This window comes from Microbacterium sp. NPDC028030, assembly GCF_040637855.1.
In the GTDB taxonomy this organism is placed as follows: domain Bacteria; phylum Actinomycetota; class Actinomycetes; order Actinomycetales; family Microbacteriaceae; genus Microbacterium.
Window position 1 is genome coordinate 115,275 of the sequence record NZ_JBEZXF010000001.1, and the last position, 17,343, is coordinate 132,617.

The 17,343-nt window shown below is 68.9% G+C and carries 17 protein-coding genes; 4 read left to right on the forward strand and 13 right to left on the reverse strand.

The genetic code is table 11. The features are described from left to right. Window positions 1–51: 51 nt before the first annotated feature. The 3 genes from AB0E56_RS00475 to AB0E56_RS00485 all read right to left on the reverse strand — a co-directional run bounded on the left by AB0E56_RS00475 (window position 52) and on the right by AB0E56_RS00485 (window position 2,414). Window positions 52–972 (reverse strand): MurR/RpiR family transcriptional regulator, encoded by a 921-nt coding sequence (locus AB0E56_RS00475; RefSeq protein ID WP_359796151.1) that lies wholly within the window; start codon window positions 970–972, stop codon window positions 52–54. A gap of 85 nt (window positions 973–1,057) precedes the next feature. Then, a complete protein-coding gene (locus AB0E56_RS00480) occupies window positions 1,058–1,897 on the reverse strand; it encodes a metallophosphoesterase (protein ID WP_359796152.1) in 840 nt (279 codons plus the stop codon). Window positions 1,898–2,045: 148 nt separating this feature from the next. Continuing rightward, window positions 2,046–2,414, reverse strand: coding sequence for a sterol carrier family protein (locus AB0E56_RS00485; protein ID WP_359796153.1), 369 nt, complete (start codon window positions 2,412–2,414; stop codon window positions 2,046–2,048). Between the two features lie 49 nt (window positions 2,415–2,463). On the opposite strand from AB0E56_RS00485, the gene AB0E56_RS00490 reads away from it, so the two are divergent. Both AB0E56_RS00490 and purD read left to right on the forward strand, forming a co-directional pair. Further along, on the forward strand, window positions 2,464–3,138 hold the full coding sequence (locus tag AB0E56_RS00490) for a CoA pyrophosphatase (protein WP_359796154.1): 675 nt from the start codon (window positions 2,464–2,466) through the stop codon (window positions 3,136–3,138). A 57-nt stretch (window positions 3,139–3,195) separates the two neighbouring features. After that, on the forward strand, window positions 3,196–4,473 hold the full coding sequence (purD, locus tag AB0E56_RS00495) for a phosphoribosylamine--glycine ligase (RefSeq protein WP_359796155.1): 1,278 nt from the start codon (window positions 3,196–3,198) through the stop codon (window positions 4,471–4,473). A gap of 39 nt (window positions 4,474–4,512) precedes the next feature. On the opposite strand, the gene AB0E56_RS00500 is transcribed toward purD, so the two are convergent. The 7 genes from AB0E56_RS00500 to AB0E56_RS00530 all read right to left on the reverse strand — a co-directional run bounded on the left by AB0E56_RS00500 (window position 4,513) and on the right by AB0E56_RS00530 (window position 12,244). Next, on the reverse strand, window positions 4,513–5,241 hold the full coding sequence (locus tag AB0E56_RS00500; RefSeq protein ID WP_359796156.1) for an amino acid ABC transporter ATP-binding protein: 729 nt from the start codon (window positions 5,239–5,241) through the stop codon (window positions 4,513–4,515). Beyond that, entirely contained in the window at window positions 5,238–6,722 is a 1,485-nt protein-coding gene (locus AB0E56_RS00505; protein ID WP_359796157.1) for an amino acid ABC transporter substrate-binding protein/permease, read from the reverse strand. Before AB0E56_RS00505 ends, AB0E56_RS00500 begins: the two co-directional genes overlap by 4 nt. A 105-nt stretch (window positions 6,723–6,827) precedes the next feature. Further along, window positions 6,828–7,916: an ATP-binding cassette domain-containing protein gene (locus AB0E56_RS00510; RefSeq protein WP_359796158.1), complete on the reverse strand. Its 1,089-nt coding sequence runs from the start codon at window positions 7,914–7,916 to the stop codon at window positions 6,828–6,830. A gap of 2 nt (window positions 7,917–7,918) precedes the next feature. Then, window positions 7,919–8,812 carry a carbohydrate ABC transporter permease gene (locus AB0E56_RS00515; protein ID WP_183151740.1) on the reverse strand — a complete coding sequence of 298 codons (894 nt, stop codon included), beginning with the start codon at window positions 8,810–8,812 and terminating at the stop codon, window positions 7,919–7,921. Next, on the reverse strand, window positions 8,805–9,731 hold the full coding sequence (locus AB0E56_RS00520) for a sugar ABC transporter permease (protein WP_359796159.1): 927 nt from the start codon (window positions 9,729–9,731) through the stop codon (window positions 8,805–8,807). The genes AB0E56_RS00515 and AB0E56_RS00520 overlap by 8 nt, the downstream gene beginning before the upstream one ends. A 10-nt stretch (window positions 9,732–9,741) precedes the next feature. Next, complete coding sequence (locus AB0E56_RS00525; protein WP_359796160.1) at window positions 9,742–11,061, reverse strand: extracellular solute-binding protein; 1,320 nt, start codon at window positions 11,059–11,061, stop codon at window positions 9,742–9,744. A 154-nt stretch (window positions 11,062–11,215) separates the two neighbouring features. Then, a complete protein-coding gene (locus AB0E56_RS00530; RefSeq protein WP_359796161.1) occupies window positions 11,216–12,244 on the reverse strand; it encodes a Gfo/Idh/MocA family oxidoreductase in 1,029 nt (342 codons plus the stop codon). A gap of 135 nt (window positions 12,245–12,379) precedes the next feature. Here AB0E56_RS00530 and AB0E56_RS00535 point away from each other — a divergent pair, with 135 nt between their 5' ends. Continuing rightward, window positions 12,380–13,597, forward strand: coding sequence for an ROK family protein (locus tag AB0E56_RS00535; RefSeq protein WP_359796162.1), 1,218 nt, complete (start codon window positions 12,380–12,382; stop codon window positions 13,595–13,597). An 18-nt stretch (window positions 13,598–13,615) separates the two neighbouring features. On the opposite strand, the gene AB0E56_RS00540 is transcribed toward AB0E56_RS00535, so the two are convergent. The 3 genes from AB0E56_RS00540 to AB0E56_RS00550 are packed head-to-tail and all read right to left on the reverse strand — an operon-like array spanning window position 13,616 to window position 16,387. Beyond that, window positions 13,616–14,155: a GNAT family N-acetyltransferase gene (locus AB0E56_RS00540; protein WP_359796163.1), complete on the reverse strand. Its 540-nt coding sequence runs from the start codon at window positions 14,153–14,155 to the stop codon at window positions 13,616–13,618. Window positions 14,156–14,210: 55 nt separating this feature from the next. Next, the gene (locus AB0E56_RS00545; RefSeq protein WP_359796164.1) at window positions 14,211–15,764 is read right to left on the reverse strand and encodes a DHA2 family efflux MFS transporter permease subunit; all 1,554 of its coding nucleotides are present in this window, start codon (window positions 15,762–15,764) and stop codon (window positions 14,211–14,213) included. After that, entirely contained in the window at window positions 15,761–16,387 is a 627-nt protein-coding gene (locus tag AB0E56_RS00550) for a PadR family transcriptional regulator (RefSeq protein ID WP_359796165.1), read from the reverse strand. Before AB0E56_RS00550 ends, AB0E56_RS00545 begins: the two co-directional genes overlap by 4 nt. Window positions 16,388–16,464: 77 nt before the next feature. Here AB0E56_RS00550 and AB0E56_RS00555 point away from each other — a divergent pair, with 77 nt between their 5' ends. Then, entirely contained in the window at window positions 16,465–17,343 is an 879-nt protein-coding gene (locus AB0E56_RS00555) for a phosphoribosylaminoimidazolesuccinocarboxamide synthase (protein WP_359796166.1), read from the forward strand.

The window sequence follows — 17,343 nt, forward strand, 5'->3', positions numbered from 1 at the left end:
GTGAATTGTCGGCGAACGAGAGGTCAACGCCGTGCGGTGCGACGGGGAACGTTATGACACGTCCCCGTCGGTCTCGGTCTCCTCGACCTCGGCCCCGTCGGTCGACTCGGCGACCAGCGCGCCGAGCTCGTCGCGGATCGCCCAGTGGACGCGCTCCGTGTCGTCGTCGCCGTCCATCCGGTCCGCCACCGCGAGCTGGAGCACCGAGAGCAGGAGGTATTGCACGAGACCCGCACCCACGGCACCCTGATCCCAGCTCTGGAACCGCGCTCCGGCGACCAGGAGGATGTCGGCGTACTTGGCCAGCTCGGAGCGGGAGAAGCTCGTCACACCGACCACCGTGGCCCCCGCCTCCCGCGCGGCGGCGGCGGCGGCCAGGGTGACCACGTTCGCGCCACTGGAACTGACGACGACGCAGACGTCGCCGGGCCGGAGGACCCTGGCGGTCAACTGCTGGGAGACACCGTCGGCCGGCGCCTCGCAGGGCCTGCCGTTGATCGTGAGCTTCAACGCGATGCCCTGCGCCGCAGGGCCGGAAGCCCCCGTGCCGACCAGCAGCACCCGGGGAGCCGCGACGATCGCGTCGGCCGCGGACTCGAAAGCCGCCGCATCGACGGATGCCAGGGACGTGCGCAGGATCTCCCCCGCGCCGTCGGCGATCCCCTGCAGCCAGCCCGACGTCCCCGTCTCGCGGGAGCGCGACGCCCTCGCCGCCGCCCCGAGGTCGCGCACCAGGAGCATCCGCAGGTGCTGGAAGCCCTGGAACCCGAGCGCCTGGCAGGTGCGGCTCACGGTCGGCGGCGAGGTCTCCGCCGCAGCGGCGAGGTCGGCCCCCGACATCTCCACGACGTCCTCCGGGCGCTCGGCGCAGATGCGCGCCACTCGCTGCGCGCTCGGGATGAGCGAAGGCAGCACGGAGAGGATGTGATCGATGGTCCCGCCGATCGGCGGCTCGGCGATGCGAACGTTCATGGGTTTCGGTCTATCACGTGTCGGTGCCCGCATCGCGACGCCGAGGTGAACGGCGACGCGATGCGGGCGGCGGACGGCGGAAGGGTCAGAGTGTCACGCCCATCGCGTCGAGCGCGATGCGCGCCGGTTCCACCTCGAGGAACTCGGGCTCGACGATGTCGAGCGGAGCACGGAACGAGGGCAGCACGCGCTCCCCCAGGTCGTACTCGACCACGCCGAGCTGTGCGAGGCCGGGGCCCACGATGTCGGCCGAGACCGCTCCGCGATGCACGAAGGCGGTCGAAGGCGCCGACACGACCGCGGCGCCGTCGCGCTCGGTGAGGGCGTAGTGGTGCAGGTGTCCGCTGCCGAAAGCGCGCACGTCGAGCTGGGCGAGCACCGCCTCGAGGCGCGGGAGCGAGTCGGGGCCGACCGTGAGGTGCGTGTTCTGGTACTCGGGCGCGTATGCCCACACGGGCTTGTGCGTGAAGACCACGACAGGGCGCGGGCCGACCTGCTCGGGAAGCGACTCGAGCCACGCCCACTGCTCCTCCTCCTCCGGCAGCCCGGAGTCGAAGAGCTCGCTGTTGAACCCGACCACCGCCCAGCCGTCGACGACCTCGACGAACCGGTCGATGCCGAAGTGCGCACGGAACGCGGCGATGCGGTCGCTCGTCACCGGACGGTCGCCGAAGGGGTCGTCGCCGGGCTCCCCCACGTCGTGGTTGCCCGGCAGAACCCGCAGCGGCGCACTGATCCCGGCCAGGATCTCCTTCGCGACGACGCGGTCACGGTCCTCGTCCGGGTCGAGGATCGTCACGTCACCGGTGTGCACGACGATGTCGGGCTCCATCGCGTTGATGAAGGCCACGAAGCGCTGGGCGTTCGACGACGGGCTGCCGCCCAGGTGGCTGATGTGGGTGTCGGTGATCTGGACGAGCTTCATGGCGTGCTCCGCATCTGTGAGGGGATGCCGCGGGTGCGGCGGCGCCACGTTAGGCGGTGCGGATGACGACAGCTCCAACATCAGGTGAACGCTTCATCCATCTGCGATCAGAATCGTGAAAGTGGCTTTCCGAGGACGGGGCGAGGCGTCAGGGACGCACCGGAAGCACATCCGCGAGATCGGCACGGGTGCCCGAGGCGTGGATGCGGCCGGCCTCGGCGGCATCCGCCCAGCGCTCCGTGCCGGTGGCGACCGCGATCCAGGTCGCCGCGTCCATCTCGACCACGTTCGGGGGAGTGCCGCGGGTGTGTCGGGGGCCCTGGATGACCTGCACCGCACCGAACGGGGGCACCCGCACCTCGACACTGTTGCCCGGCGCCTTCTCGTCGAGCAGCTGAAGCAGGTACCGCACGGCGGTGGCGAGGTCGATGCGCGGCGGCTTCACGTCGGCGGCACCGGCCGCCCGCACGGCATCGAGCGCGGCACGCCCATCGGCGACGTCGATCTTCCTGGCCATTCCTCCAGCCTACGACCGGGAGTCCGCACCAAGTCATAAGCTCGGACGCATGAGCATGCACCCCCAGGGCGCCCGCGCCGAGCTGCTCGCCGCGGTGGCCGATCACTCGTGGGGCGTCCGTGTCCCCCAGCTCGCCGATCCGCACAGCGCCAACGACGCCGCCGTCCTCATCCTGTTCGGTGTGCTCGACCGCATCCCTGCGCCCACGCCCGACGCTGCGGTCGCCCGCGACCTCGACGTCCTGCTGCAGCGTCGCGCGCCAACCCTGTCATCGCACCCCGGCCAGGTCTCGTTCCCGGGCGGACGCGTGGAGACGGACGACGCGGATGTCGTCGCCACGGCGCTGCGCGAGGCCGAGGAAGAGACGGGGCTCGACCCCCGCGGCGTCGAGATCCTCGCGACGCTCCCCGCCATCCCTCTCGCCGCGAGCAATCACCTGGTCACCCCGGTGCTCGCCTGGTGGCAGTCGCCGTCACGGGTCGTCGCGGTCGACCACGCCGAGACGGTGGAGGTCTTCCGGGTCCCGGTCGCCCAGCTTCTCGATCCGGCGACCCGATTCACCTCGACCCTGTCGCGCATGGGCCGCACCTTCCGCGGACCGGCATTCGACGTCGACGGCACGATCGTCTGGGGCTTCACCGCGATGGTCCTCGACGCCCTCTTCGACGCGGCCGACTGGACGGTGCCGTGGGACGCGTCGGTGGAGCGCCCGATCGAGCTCTGACCGGCCGCCTCCGTCTCGGGCCGAAACCCGGACCGCGACCCTCGGTAGTCTGGACAGGTGAAGATCCTCGTCCTCGGTTCCGGTGCCCGTGAGCACGCGATCATCCTCGCCCTGCGGGCAGAGCACACGGAGCACGAGATCTTCGTCGCTCCCGGCAACGCGGGAATCGCGCAGGATGCGACCCCCGTCGCGGTCGATCCTCTCGACGGCGCAGCGGTCACCGCGTTCTCCCACGAGCACGCCATCGATCTCGTCGTCGTGGGCCCAGAAGCCCCACTCGTCGCCGGAGTCGCCGATGCGCTGCGGGTGCGCGGCATCCCGGTGTTCGGCCCCGGCAAGGCGGCTGCGCAGCTCGAAGGCTCGAAGTCGTTCGCGAAGCGGGTCATGGACGCGGCGGGAGTGCCGACAGGTCGCGCTGTCCGCGCCGCCAGCACCGCAGAGGTCGAGGCCGCGTTCGACGACCTCGGCGCCCCCTATGTCGTCAAAGCCGATGGTCTGGCCGCCGGCAAGGGCGTCATCGTGACCTCCGACCGCGCCGAGGCTCTCGCGCATGCCGAGCAGTATCTCCCCGCGGGCCCGGTGCTGATCGAGGAGTTCCTCACGGGCCCCGAGGTCTCGCTGTTCTTCCTGAGCGACGGCGACACCGTGCGCGCCCTCAGCCCCGCGCAGGACTTCAAGCGCGCGCTCGACGGCGACGCCGGACCCAACACCGGTGGCATGGGTGCATACTCTCCGCTGCCCTGGCTGGCCGAGCAGTTCGGCAGCGAGCAGGCCTTCGTCGAAGAGGTCACCCGTGACGTGGCGCTCCCCGTGGTGCGACAGCTCGACGCCGAGGGCACGCCGTTCATCGGGCTCCTCTACGCCGGACTCATCCTCACCCCCGCGGGTGTGCGCGTGATCGAGTTCAACGCCCGCTTCGGCGACCCCGAGACGCAGATCGTGCTGCCCCGCCTGGTGACCCCGCTGTCGGAGCTGCTGTTCGCCGCGGCATCCGGCACCCTCGAAGACCAGCCGGAGCCCGTGTTCAGTGACGATGTGGCGATCACGGTCGTGCTCGCCAGCGAGGGCTACCCCGAGGCGCCGCAGACCGGTCGACCGATCGAGGGCCTCGCGGATGCCGCCGCCGTCGAGGGCGTCCGCCTCGTGCATGCCGCGACCGCGAGCCCCGACGCCCCCGGCGGCAACCTCATCGCGACGGGCGGCCGGGTGCTGAACGTGGTGGCCGTGGCCGCGGACTTCCGCACCGCGCGCGACCGCGCCTACGAGGCGATCTCCCGCATCCGCCTTGAGGGTTCGCACCACCGCACCGACATCGCCGCCCGCGTCGCCGAGTAGCCCCCCTCTCTCCCCGCACCCGCGCCGGGCGGCGCCGCGTTACAGCACCTTGGAGAGGAAGTCCTGCAGACGTTCGTTCTTGGGGGATCCGAAGAGCTCGGCGGGCGCGGCCTCTTCGACGACGACGCCGCCGTCCATGAAGACCGTGCGGTCGGACACCTCACGGGCGAAGCCCATCTCGTGCGTCACCAGGACCATGGTCATACCGCCATCGGCGAGATCGCGGATGACCTGCAGCACCTCGCCGACCATCTCGGGGTCGAGGGCGCTCGTGGCCTCGTCGAAGAGCATGATCTCGGGGTCCATCGCCAGGGCACGGGCGATCGCGACGCGCTGCTTCTGTCCTCCGGAGAGGGAGGCAGGCTTGGCATCGGCCTTCTCGGACAGCCCGACCCGCTCGAGGAGCGACAGCGCCCGCTCGCGCGCCTCGGCCTTCGAGAGCTTCCCGCACTCGACCGGCGCCAGCGTGATGTTCTCCAGCACGGTCATGTGCGGGAACAGGTTGAAGTGCTGGAACACCATGCCGATGCGCTGGCGCACCTCGTCGAGCTTGACGCTCCTGTCAGTGAGGTCGACGCCGTCGATGATCACGTGCCCGGACGTGGGCTCCTCGAGCTTGTTGAGGCATCGCAGCAGAGTCGACTTGCCCGAACCGGACGGGCCGATCACCGCGACGACCTCGCCATCCTCCACCGCGAGGTCGATGCCCTTGAGCACCTGGTTGTCCCCGAAGGACTTGTGCAGATCCTTGACCTCGATCTTGCTCATGCGTTGAACGTCCTCTCCAGGCGGTTCGCGAGCAGCGTCAGCAGCGTGATCACGACGAAGTAGATGATGGCGACGATCGTCAGCACCTGGGCCGACAGGTACGTCGACGCGATGATCTGACGGGACACGAAGGTGAGCTCGGCGAGGCCGATGACGCTGATGAGCGAGGTGTCCTTGAGGGTGATGATCCCCTGGTTCACGAACGACGGGATCATGATGCGGAACGCCTGCGGCAGCACGACCTTCTGCATGGTCTTCCAGCGCGAGAGTCCCAGCGAGCGCGATGCCTCGGCCTGACCGGGGTCGACGGCCTGGATGCCGCCGCGGATGATCTCGGTCATGTACGCACCGGTGTTCAGCGACAGCGTGATCGCGCCGGCGACGAAGGGATCGAACTTGAGGTCCGGGATCAGCTGCGGGATCGCGAAGAACACGAAGAACGCCTGGATCAGGATCGGCGTCCCACGGAAGACGTAGACGTAGGCTGTCGCGATCCAGCGGAACGGTGCGAACTTGGAGATGCGCCCGAAGCCGAAGACGATGCCGAGGATGAAAGCCGCGACCACGGCGACGATCGTGGCGAGGATCGTGAGCCAGAGACCCTGCATGAGGGCCGGCCAGTACTCGACGGCGACCGAGATGATGTCGCTGGGCTGCGCCTGCTGCGCGTCGTCGCCCGACGCGAGGTACGTGTCGACGATCTCGTCATACTCGCCGGAGTCCTGGAGGTTGGCGAGTCCGGCGTTGAACATCTCCAGGAGCTCGGAGTTCTGCCCCTTGTTGACCGCGAACCCGTATTCGCCGCCCAGCTCCGGTTCGCCGACGAGACGGAATCCGGACCCCTGCTGGATGCCGTACGCCAGCACCGGGAAGTCCTCGAAGTAGCCGACCGCCTGGCCCGCCTTGACGGCATCGACCATGTCGGTGGTGTCCTGATACGGCGTGACCCTGAAGCCGAACTCGTCCTTGTTCTCGTCCGCGAAGGTCTGCCCCTGCGTGCCCGTCTTGACCGCGACGGTCTCGCCGTCGAGGTCGTCGAGCGACTGGATGTCGCTGGCCTCGAGCACGCCGAGCTGGATGCCGCTCGTGAAGTACGGATCGCTGAAGTCGAAGGTCTCCTGCCGCGCCTCGGTGATCGACATGCCGGCCATGACCGCGTCGACCTGATTGGACTGCAGGGCCTGCACGGCGGCGTCGAAGCCGAGCTGGCGGATCTCGACCTCGAACCCCTGGTCCTTCGCGATCGCGCGGAGCAGGTCCATGTCGATGCCGACCAGCTCGCCGTCGGCGTTCGTGAACTCGAACGGCGCGAACGTCGTGTCGGTGCCGATGACGTACTTCTCGCCGTCGTTCGCGGCGGTGGCGGGGGCGGCTCCGGCGAGGAGCGCCCCGACGGCGACGAACGCGACGAGGGCGGCGGCGCCCACGGTGCGTGCGGCCCCACGCAGGCGGCCGGGCGCGGCGGATGGATTTCGGATCACGACGTGTGCTCCTCGAGTCGACAGCAGCGACCGGACGACCGCCGGGAATCCACCCTAACCCTGCCCGGGCGGACCACCAGAATTCCGGTGCGGCCGCCGCGGGGCTCAGCCGACGGGAAGCCGCACCCCCGTCGTCCGATCGAAGCAGTGCAGCCGTGCGCCGCGGTGGTCGATCATCACGGCATCGCCGACGTCGTACGATCCGAAGCCCGGCACACGCACCAGGAACTCGAGATCGCCGACCGCGACGTGCACGTCCGACACGTTGCCCAGGGGCTCCACGGCGACGACGTGTCCGTGCGGAGCCTCACCGGGCAGAGGCGCACGCACGTCGCACTCCTCCGGGCGGAGGCCCGCGCGGACCTCGTCCTGCCCGACGGCGCCGATGTCGAGCGCGAACGAGGTGCCGGGGAGGACGTAGCGTCCTTCCTCCTGCCTCTGCACCGTGAACAGGTTCATGCGCGGCTTGCCGACGAACGAGGCGACGAACTCGGTCGCGGGCTCGTGGTAGACCTCGTAGGGGCTGCCGTACTGCTCGAGGCGCCCCCTGCTCATCACGGCGATCCGGTCGGAGAGCGTCATCGCCTCCTCCTGGTCGTGCGTGACGTACACGCTCGTCGCGTTGAGCTCGCGGTGCAGCACCTTCAACTCGCTGCGCGTCTGATCACGCAGCAGTGCGTCAAGGTTCGACAGCGGCTCATCGAACAGGAACACCGCCGGACGCCGGGCGATGGCCCTGGCGAGTGCCACACGCTGACGCTGCCCTCCGGAGAGGCTCTTGGGCTTGACGTCGAGCACGTGGTCGATGTCGAGCCTGCGCGCCGCATCCACGACCCGCCGATCGATCTCGTCCTTGGGCACCTTGCGCATGCGCAGGCCGAACGCGATGTTCTCGTACACGCTCATGTGCGGATACAACGCGTAGTCCTGGAAGACGAAGGCGAGGTCGCGCTTGTCGGGGTCGAGGTCGTCGACCCGGCGCCCGTCGATGAGGATCTCGCCGCCGGAGATGTCCTCGAGCCCCGCGATCATGTTGAGCGTGGTCGTCTTGCCGCACCCCGAAGGGCCGAGCAGCGAGACGAAGTGCCCGTCCTCGATCACGTAGCTGAGGTCGGAGACGGCTTTGCGCGCCTCGTGTCCCCGCTTCGGACGTCCGTAGGTCTTCTCGACATCCACCAATTCGATCTGAGCCATGATCAGCCTTTCACCGCACCCTCGGTCATGCCGCGGATGATCCACTTCTGTGCCACGAGCGTCAGGATCAGGACCGGGATGGCCGTGATCACGCCTGCCGTCGCGGCGGACGTGTAGTCCATCGCGAACAGCCCTTGGAATGCCGCCGTCTTCACCGGCAGCGTCACCGCGTTGTTCGACGTCAGGACCTTCGCGAGGAAGAAGTCGCTCCAACTGGTGATGAACGCCAGGATCGCGGTCGCCGCCATGCCGGGTGCCGCCAACGGGAAGGCGATCCGGTACATGATCTGCAGCCGATTGCACCCGTCGATCCGCGCCGCGCGCTCCAGACTCGGCGGGATGTCCTCGAAGAATCCGACGAGCATCCAGATCACGAGCGGCAGGATGAACGCCGTGTATGTCGCGATCAAGCCGAGGATCTGGTCGTACAGGCCCACCGAGCGCAGCAGGATGAACAGCGGAACGGCCAGCACGATCACCGGGATCGCCTGCACCGTCATCATGCTGAGCAGCAGCGGCTGGCGCCCGCGGAACCGGAAGCGCGCGATCGCGTAGGCACAGGCCGCGCCGACGGTCATGCAGATGATCGTGGTGGACAGCCCCACGATCGCCGAGTTCGCCATGGGGATGAGGAACGTGCCGTCTGACAACAGCTGGATGTACGACTGCACCGTCAGGTTCGACGGCGACAGATCCGGGGTGCGTCCCTGCAGCGCACTCGACGGATAGACGCTGAAGACGAACATCCACAGGAACGGGGCGAGGAAGAACGCCATCACCCCGATCAGCAGGATGCCGCACACGACGGCCGTGAGCCGTCTGCGCCCGCGTCGGGACACCCTCCTGGCGCGGGGGCGCTGCGCCGTCACCAGCGCGGTGGTGGTCAGGTCAGGCATGCGATTTCCTCCTCTTCCTGCGGAAACCGCCGAACAGCAGGATCCAGAACACGGCGACCACGAGCACGAGGATCATGATCCCCACGGCCATCGCGGAACCGTAGCCGCGGTCGAGATTGCTGAAGTTGACCAGATACGCGAGGAAGTTGATGGTCGTCGTCCCCTCGGCCGGCCCCCCGGATCCTCCGGTGAGCACATAGATGGTGTCGAACACCTTGAGCGACCACATCGACTGCACGATGAGCGCGAACATCAGCGCGCCGCGCATGTTCGGCAGAGTGATGCGCCAGAACGCCCGCCAGGGACCGGCCCCGTCGATCGCCGCCGCGCGATAGAGGTTCGACGGGATGCCCTGCAGCGCCGCCAGCATCAGCAGGCACAGGAACGGCAGCAGCTTCCACATCTCGGCGAACACCAGGATGTTCATCGCCAGGGCGGGATCGCTGAGCCACTGCACGTTCTCGTCGATGAGTCCGAGACCGCGCAGGACCGTGTTGGCGATGCCGGTGCTGCCGTCGAAGATCAGCTTCCACATGATGCCGTTCACGACCGGCGGCACGGCCCACGGCACCAGCAGCAGGACGCGCGCGAGCGTGCGCCCGCGGAACTCCCGGTTCAGCAGCACCGCGATCGCGACCGCCAGCGCGACGCCGCCGATCACCGTGATCACCGAGAAGTACGCCGTGCGCTCCATCGCCCGGTGCACGGCCGGATCCGTCATCAGCTGCCCGTAGTTCTGCAGACCGATGAACGGATGCTCCATGCCGAGCTTGTCGTTCCATTCGTGGAGCGACATGAACACGGCGTACCCCATCGGGTACCCCAGCAGCATCACGATGATGAGCACCGCCGGGGCGATCAGCATCAGACCGAAGCGCAGATCGCGCCGACGACTCCTCTCCGCGAGGTTCACGCCCATGTGCCCGCCCCTACTTCAGGTACTTCTTCACGAGGTCCTCCGCGGTCTTCTGCGCCGAGGCGAGGGCCTCCTTCGGCGACGTCTTGCCGTTCATCGCGTTGATGAGCTGCACGGAGAGCGCCTGGTCGAGCTCGTTGGACCACGGCGTCCCGTAGCGCTTGGTGACGTAGTCCGTGGACTCCTCGTAGGTGGAGAGGATGGGCAGCGCCTCGCGCGCGGCCGGGTCGGCGAGCACGGTCTGCGACACGGGGAACCAGCCCTCCTTCTCGACGATGTCCGTCTGCACGTCGCCGGTCGTGACGAACTGCAGCCACGCCAGCGCCGCCTCCTTGTTCTTCGAGAACTTGCTGATCGCGAAACCCTCGGAGCCGTCTATCGATGCGGAGCGCACGGAGATGCCGGGGAGCAGGCCGTTGCCGACCGAGGCCGCGGTCGCGGCGCCGTCCGCCGTGGCCACCGCGTACTGGAAAGGCCAGTTGAACACCATGCCGGTGTTGCCGCGGGCGAAGAGGTCGGCGAGGTCGGAGGCGTTGGTGATCTGCAGCGACGACGGGTCCATGACCTTGTGCACCTGCAGCAGCTCGACGAGCTTGGTGAGCGCCTCGACGCCTTCCTCTCCCGCGAAGGTCGGCCGGTAGTCGGCGTCGTAGAACTCGCCCCCGTTCAGCAGCAGCATGCGCAGGAAGTTCTGGTACGCGCCGGCGGGGTTGCCCATGTCGCAGGCATAGCCGTAGCGGTCGCCGGTGGTCAGGGCCTTCGCGGCGGCGACGAACTCGTCCCAGTTCGCGGGGCCGACTTCGGGGTCGAGGCCCGCCGAGCCGTACAGGTCCTTGTTCCAGAACATGGTCTGCGCGCTGACGAACTTCGGCAGTCCGTAGACCTTGCCGCGCCAGGAGACGGCGTCGAGGGCCGGCTGGATGAGGTCCTTGGGGATCGCCGAGGAGTCGAGCTCCTCGAGCCAACCCGCCTGCCCGAACTCGGCCGACCACCCCGCCCAGGTCATCACGACGTCGAACGACGAGTCCTGCGCGGCGAACATCGTCGCCATCTTGTCGTGCAGGTCGTTGAAGTTGCCCTGTTGGTAGGTGACCACCTTGATGCCGGTCTTCTTCTCGAACGCGGCGATGGCCTGATCCTTGAAGACGCTGTTGGTGTTGTCGTCGAGGATGCTGATCTGCCCGGACGGCGTGCCGCCGCCGGCGAGCGGTGCACCACTCTGCTGCTCTCCTGGCGCGCACCCGGCGAGGGCGATCGCGCCAACGGCCAGTCCGCCGAGCTGGAAGACCTGACGCCGGGAGATTCCCCGGCTCATCGACGATGATGCATTCATTTCCTTGCTCCTTCGTGAAGTTCGTGACGATGGGGGTGACGCGTTGATCGGGTGACGCGGTGGTGCAGGGTCATGCGGTGGTGCGGGGTGATGCGGTGGTGCGGGGTCATGCGGTGGTGCGGGGTGATGCGGTGGTGCGGGGTGATGCGGGGGTTCAGACCGAGATCTCGACGACCTGTCCGGACTCGAGTGCGGTGTGCACGGCCGCGATCGCCGCGGTGATGAGCAGCCCGTCGTGCGCGTCCGGCACCTCGACCTCTTCGCCGCGCACGAGGCGGACGAAGTCGGAGACCATGTCGATCGGCACGCCGTGGATGCGTCCGGCACGCTCGTACACCGCCGACTGCACGAGCTGCCCGCGGTCGGCGCCGTAGTCGATCACTCCGTCGTCGGCACCGTCGATGTGCACGACGTGCGCGGCGGACTGGATCTCGTAGCGGAAGTCGAAGACCGAGGGCATGGACTCGGGCAGCACCCACGAGGAGTTCAGCGCCACGTGCGAGCCGTCCGCCATGGTGAAGATCGCGTTGACGCGGTCCCAGGTGTCGATGCCGGAGTCCGAGAGCCGGTCGCGTGCACCGACGGCATACACGGACACGGGCGTGGTGCGGCCGATCCAGCACGCCAGGTCGAGGGAGTGCGGCATGAGGAACCATGCCGGCGAGCTCTTCGCCGACCAGGAGAGCATCTCGGTCGGTACGAACACGGTGTCGTTGAGGTGGATGATCTGGGCGCTGATGCGGGGGTCGCCGTCGACGCCGAGCCGGTCGCGCACCGCGGAGTACCGCACGTTCCACCGGTTCTCGAAGCCCACCATGACGCGCACTCCCGCCGCCGCGGCCTCGTCGAGGATGGCCCGCGCGTCGTCGATCTCGGTCGCCAACGGCTTCTCGATCATGAGGTGGAGTCCGGCGCGGGCGCTCAGCACGGCAGCCTCGCGATGCGCGAAGTCGGGGGTCGCGATCACCACCGCGTCGAGTTCGGGGTGGGCCGACAGCAGCTCTTCGGTGCTCGCGTGACCCGGCACTCCGAGCTGGTCGACCATCGCCGCGAGCACGGCGGGGCTGCGGTCGCAGATCGCGACGAGTTCCGCATCGGGGTTCTCCTGGAGCGCGCGGGCGAACATCCCGCCCCGGATCCCTCCGCCGATGACTCCGACTCGTGCTGACCTGCTCAGATTCACTGCCTACCCCACTTCTTCATGGATCGTCCCGCGCGCCGCGAGGTATGTATGACACTAAACCATACATTCTTCCTTGTAAACTGATCCGCAGACGGAGCATCGCCGCCACCCGTCGTGACCGGAAAGGCAGGTGCCATGGCACCGTCCCGCAAATCTCAGCCCGACCTGGTGTTCTCCGACCAGTCCGCGCGTCGGCCCCTGATCACCACGAGTGCGATCGGAGCAGCCAACCGCCGTCGGGTCCTCGAGACCCTGCACCGCCTCGGTCCGTCCAGCCGCGCTCAACTGGCGAGGTCGCTGGGCGTGAACCGGGCCACGATCGCGACGATCCTGCAGCCGCTGCTCGACTCGTCCACCCTCGTCGAGGGCGACCCCGTCGCGCCATCCGAAGCAGGTGGCAAGCCCGCCCGTCCGCTCTGGTTCCGCGACGACGGACCGTGGCTGGGAGCCGTGCATCTCTCCCCCGACTTCGTGGTGGCGGCGCGCATCGCCTTCGACGGCACGATCCACGAGATGAACCGCGCCGAGTACAGCCGCGACGCCTCCGCCGACGAGATCATCGAGCGGCTGCACGATGTGACCGACGCCTGCTTCGCGGGAGTGCAGCTGGTCGGCATCGGCGTCGCCGCAGCCGGCATGGTCGACACCAGCACGGGTAGCGTCATCTCGATGCACCTGACCCCCGGTCTCAACGGGCTCCCCGTCGTCGCGCTCCTCCAGAAGCGCTTCGGCACGACCACCCTCGTGGACCACCATCCGCGCGTGCAGGCGCTCGGCGACCGCTGGTTCGGACTGGGCCGCGAGGTGCAGGACTTCGCCTCCGTCTACACGGGGGAGGCGCTGGGCTTCGGCATCGTGCACGGGGGCGAGGTGCTGCGCGGGGAGAACGGCGCCGGCGGGGAGTCCGGCCACACGATCGTGCAGCTGGACGGCGCCCTGTGCCGATGCGGCCGACGCGGATGCTGGGAGACGGTCGCGACCCTCGGTTGGCTCCGCGATCAGGCCGCGGCGGCCGGACTCCGCGGGGCGGAGAGCCTCGACTCCCGCGCCCTCGCCGCGTTGGCGGAGGCCGGATCGGAGAGCGCGTCCTCCCTGCTCGATCTCTACGCGAGGAATCTGGCGATCGGCATCGCGAACAACGAGCAGATCCTGGCTCCCGGCCACTACATCATGCACGGCGACGCCTGCACGGGCGGCGAGGCGATGCGCGTCGCGCTCCAGACCTGGGTCACCCGTCTCGCTCCGGAGCGCGGCCGCCCCCCGACGGTCATGTTCGCCGACGACCCCGACCAGATCACCCTCCTGGGCGGGGCCGGGCTCGTGCTCTCGTCGGTCTTCAGCACGCAGGCATGACCCGCGGCGCGAGCCGCATCAGCTCTGCGGGAGCTCGATCCAGTACTGCCGCACGCGGGGCGCCCCGGCCTGCGAGGCGTCGACCACCCCGTCGAGCTCGCCTCCGGCGCCTTCGATCGTGCGGATCGAGCCGGTGTTGTCGTCGTCGCAGGTGAGCATGACCCGGTCGTAGCCGTCGGCCTTGGCTCGCCGGAGCAGCAGGCGCAGGGCCTCACGGGCGATGCCCTCGCGGCGACGCGTCGGGATGACCGAGTAGCCGATGTGCCCGCCGAACCGCCGCAGGTAGTCGTTGAGCTCGCGCCGGAAGGCGATGAAGCCGACGACCTGGTCGCCCTCCGTGATCCAGAAGTGATCGCACGGGACGCGGTCGTCCGGCAGCGCGGCGCCCGGGGTCGCGTACAGCTCCGCCATCGCGATGAAGGCTTCGCACGCGGCCCGATCGGGCACGACCCCCTGCTCCAGGCCCGCACCGTCGACGTGTCCTCCGTCGAACTCGGCCACGGCGGCGGCCCAGGAGTCGAAGAGGTCGATGGTCGGTCGAGTGAGGGCGATCGTCATCACCTCAGCAGACCAGATCGCCCTCCCGCGCGCAAACCGCCGCGGGCCCGCGGGGCTACTCCGGACGCGGGGGCTCGGAGGCGGCCGCATCCGCCGTGTCGTAACGGCCGAGGAACAGCGACGCGATCAGGGCCACCACGATCACGGACGCGGGCAGCAGGATCGACTGCGACATGCCGGCCGCGAAACCCTCCGCGATCTGCGGGGGCAGCGCACCTCCGCCGATGCCGGCCGGGGCGTCGGCGAGACCGGGAAGGTTCGCCTCGAGCCGGGACTGCATGAAGGCCGCGATGGAGGCGGAGCCGATGACCGAACCGATCGTGCGGGTGGTGTTGTAGATGCCGGCGCCCGCGCCCGCCTGGCGCGGGGGGAGCTTGCGCGTGGCCGTGGTGGCGAGCGGTCCCCACATGCCGGCGTTACCGATACCCATGAGCGCCGAGGGGAGCAGGAACATCCAGATCTCCGTCTCCATGTTGATCAGGGCCGCGTACCAGACCAGCGCACCGGCGACGCAGAGGAGGCCGGGGATGAGGATGATACGGGGGTCGACGCGGTCCAGGATCTTTCCGGCGACCGGAGCCAGCGCGCCGGACAGCACGGCCATCGGGATCAGGAGCAGTGCCGCCTCGGTGGGTGTGAGGCCGCGTGCGCTCTGCAGGAAGAACATCATCGGCAGCGACATGCTCGTCACGGTGAAGCCGACCGCGGCGATGGCGACATTCGCCCCGGAGAAGTTGCGGTCGCGGAACAGCGCCAGCGGCACGAGCGGCTCGCTGCGGGTGCGGGCCTGCTGCACGATGAACAGGGCGAGCACCACGAGTCCGGCGATGATCAGGCTCCACACGGAGATGGGCCCCCAGATCACACCCCAGTCGAACTTCTCGCCCTCCTGGAGTCCGAACACGATCAGGAACAGGGCGACGGCACTCAGCACGACGCCGACGATGTCGAAGCGGTGCGGGTGGGTCGCGAGCTTCGGGACCAGACGCCACGCGAGCACGAATGCGACGACGCCGACGGGGATGTTCACGAAGAAGATCCACTCCCAGCCGAACCCGTCGACCAGCAGACCACCCACGAGGGGCCCGACCAGGGTGGCGACACCGGCGGTCGCACCCCACAGGCCCATTGCCGCACCTCGGCGCTCGGGCGGGAAGGTACGGGTGATCACGGCCATCGTCTGCGGGGTCATGAACGCCGCGCCGAGCCCCTGCACCGCACGGGCGGCGATGAGCATCTCGAGCGACTCCGACAGGCCGCACCACAGCGAGGCGAGAGTGAACACCGCGAGGCCGATGAGGTAGATGTTCTTCGGGCCGAAGCGGTCGCCGAGTCGCCCGGTGATCAACAGCGGCACCGCGTACGCGAGCAGATATGCGCTCGTGACCCACACCACGTTGTCGAGGTTGTTCGTGTTCGGGTCGAGCGCGGCTTTGATGGCCGGGTTCGCGACCGAGACGATCGTGGTGTCGACGAGGATCATGAAGAAGCCGATCACCAGTGCCCACAGGGCCGGCCACGGGCTCGCGGGCTTGTGACCGGCGGAGTATGTGCCGGTCGTCGTGGGGACGGATGCCTTGGGGCCGCCGTCGCGCGCCGAGTCTGTCATTGTCGTGCTGCCTTTCGTTGAGCGCGGTAGCGCTCGGAGTCGGAGAAAGCGGAGGGGCCCCAGGCGAGGGCGTCGGACTCGAGACGGGAGAGCAGCGAGTCGAGCCAGCGCAGTTCGGCATCGAGCACTGCTTCCTGCCGTTCGATCTCGACCAGCACCTGCGGGGGGACGCCCTTCGCCATGGCTGCGGAGAAGCCGTCGCGGTGCAGGGCGTGCGATTCGGCGAGAGCGTGACGGCGTTCACGCAGGAGCGGGATGACCTCGTCGCGCTCGAGGTTGTGCGCTTCGGCGAGCGCGATGCGGGCGTCGGTGTCGCGGTCGATGCGAGGCAGCGCGCGGCGCACCCAGGCGACGACCGCCTCCCGCCCGGCGGCCGTGAGCGTGTAGGTCGTGCGTTCGGGACGGTTCCCCTCCCGATCGACGCCGACCTCTTCCAGCAGTCCTGCCTTCTGGAGGCGGGCCACGGTGTGGTACAGCGTGCCGTTCGTGATGGCGAGCAGACGGTCGTCGTGGCGCGCGCGGAGTAGCCGCACCATCTCATAGGGGTGCATGTCGCCCTCGCGCAGCAGCGCGAGCACCATCACCCCCAGCGGGGTGAGCGTGTCGACCGCGTCCTTCTTCATGATCCCTCTCAAATAGTCCACATGGACTATACAGTCATCGGGCGGGATCGCGCACGGGACTCCGGGATAATGGGCGGGTGAGCACCCCTTCAGAAGGCACGGCACAGAGCATCCCCGGTTGGCGGCACATCTACTCGGGCAAGGTCCGCGACCTCTACGCCTCGGAAGACCCGGAGGACACGCGCATCCTCGTCGTGGCATCCGACCGGGTCAGCGCGTTCGACTTCGTGCTCTCCCCCGGCATCACCGACAAGGGTGCACTGCTGACGCGACTGAGCCGCTGGTGGTTCGCTCAGCTCTCCGACTTCCCCGACCACATCGCCGAAGGAGAGCTTCCCGAGGCCGTCGCCGAGCGTGCGATGCTCGCGCAGTCGCTCGAGATGCTGCCGATCGAGTGCGTCGTGCGCGGCTACATCACGGGGTCCGGCTGGGCCGAGTATCAGGAGAGCGGCACGGTGTGCGGCATCCCGCTGCCCGCCGGCCTGCACAACGGCGACCGACTGCCCGAGCCGCTGTTCACCCCGGCCTACAAGGCGCCGATGGGCGAGCACGACGAGAACATCACGTTCGAGCGCGTCGTCGAGCTGGTGGGTGCGGACCGCGCGGCCGAGCTTCGCGACACCTCACTCGCGATCTACGCCCGAGCAGCTGCGATCGCCGAGGAGAAGGGCCTGATCCTCGCCGACACCAAGTTCGAGTTCGGGACGGATGCCGACGGCACGCTGCGACTGGCCGACGAGGTGCTCACGAGCGACTCCTCTCGGTACTGGGACGCCCAGGCCTGGCGCACCGGCACCACCGCGAGCGAGCGCATGGCGAGCTTCGACAAGCAGATCGTGCGCGACTGGCTCGCCGCGAACTGGGACAAGCAGGGCGAGCCGCCCGCACTTCCCGACGAGGTGGTCGAGCGCACCGCCGACCGCTACCGCGAGCTGATCGACCGCCTGGGGGCCTGA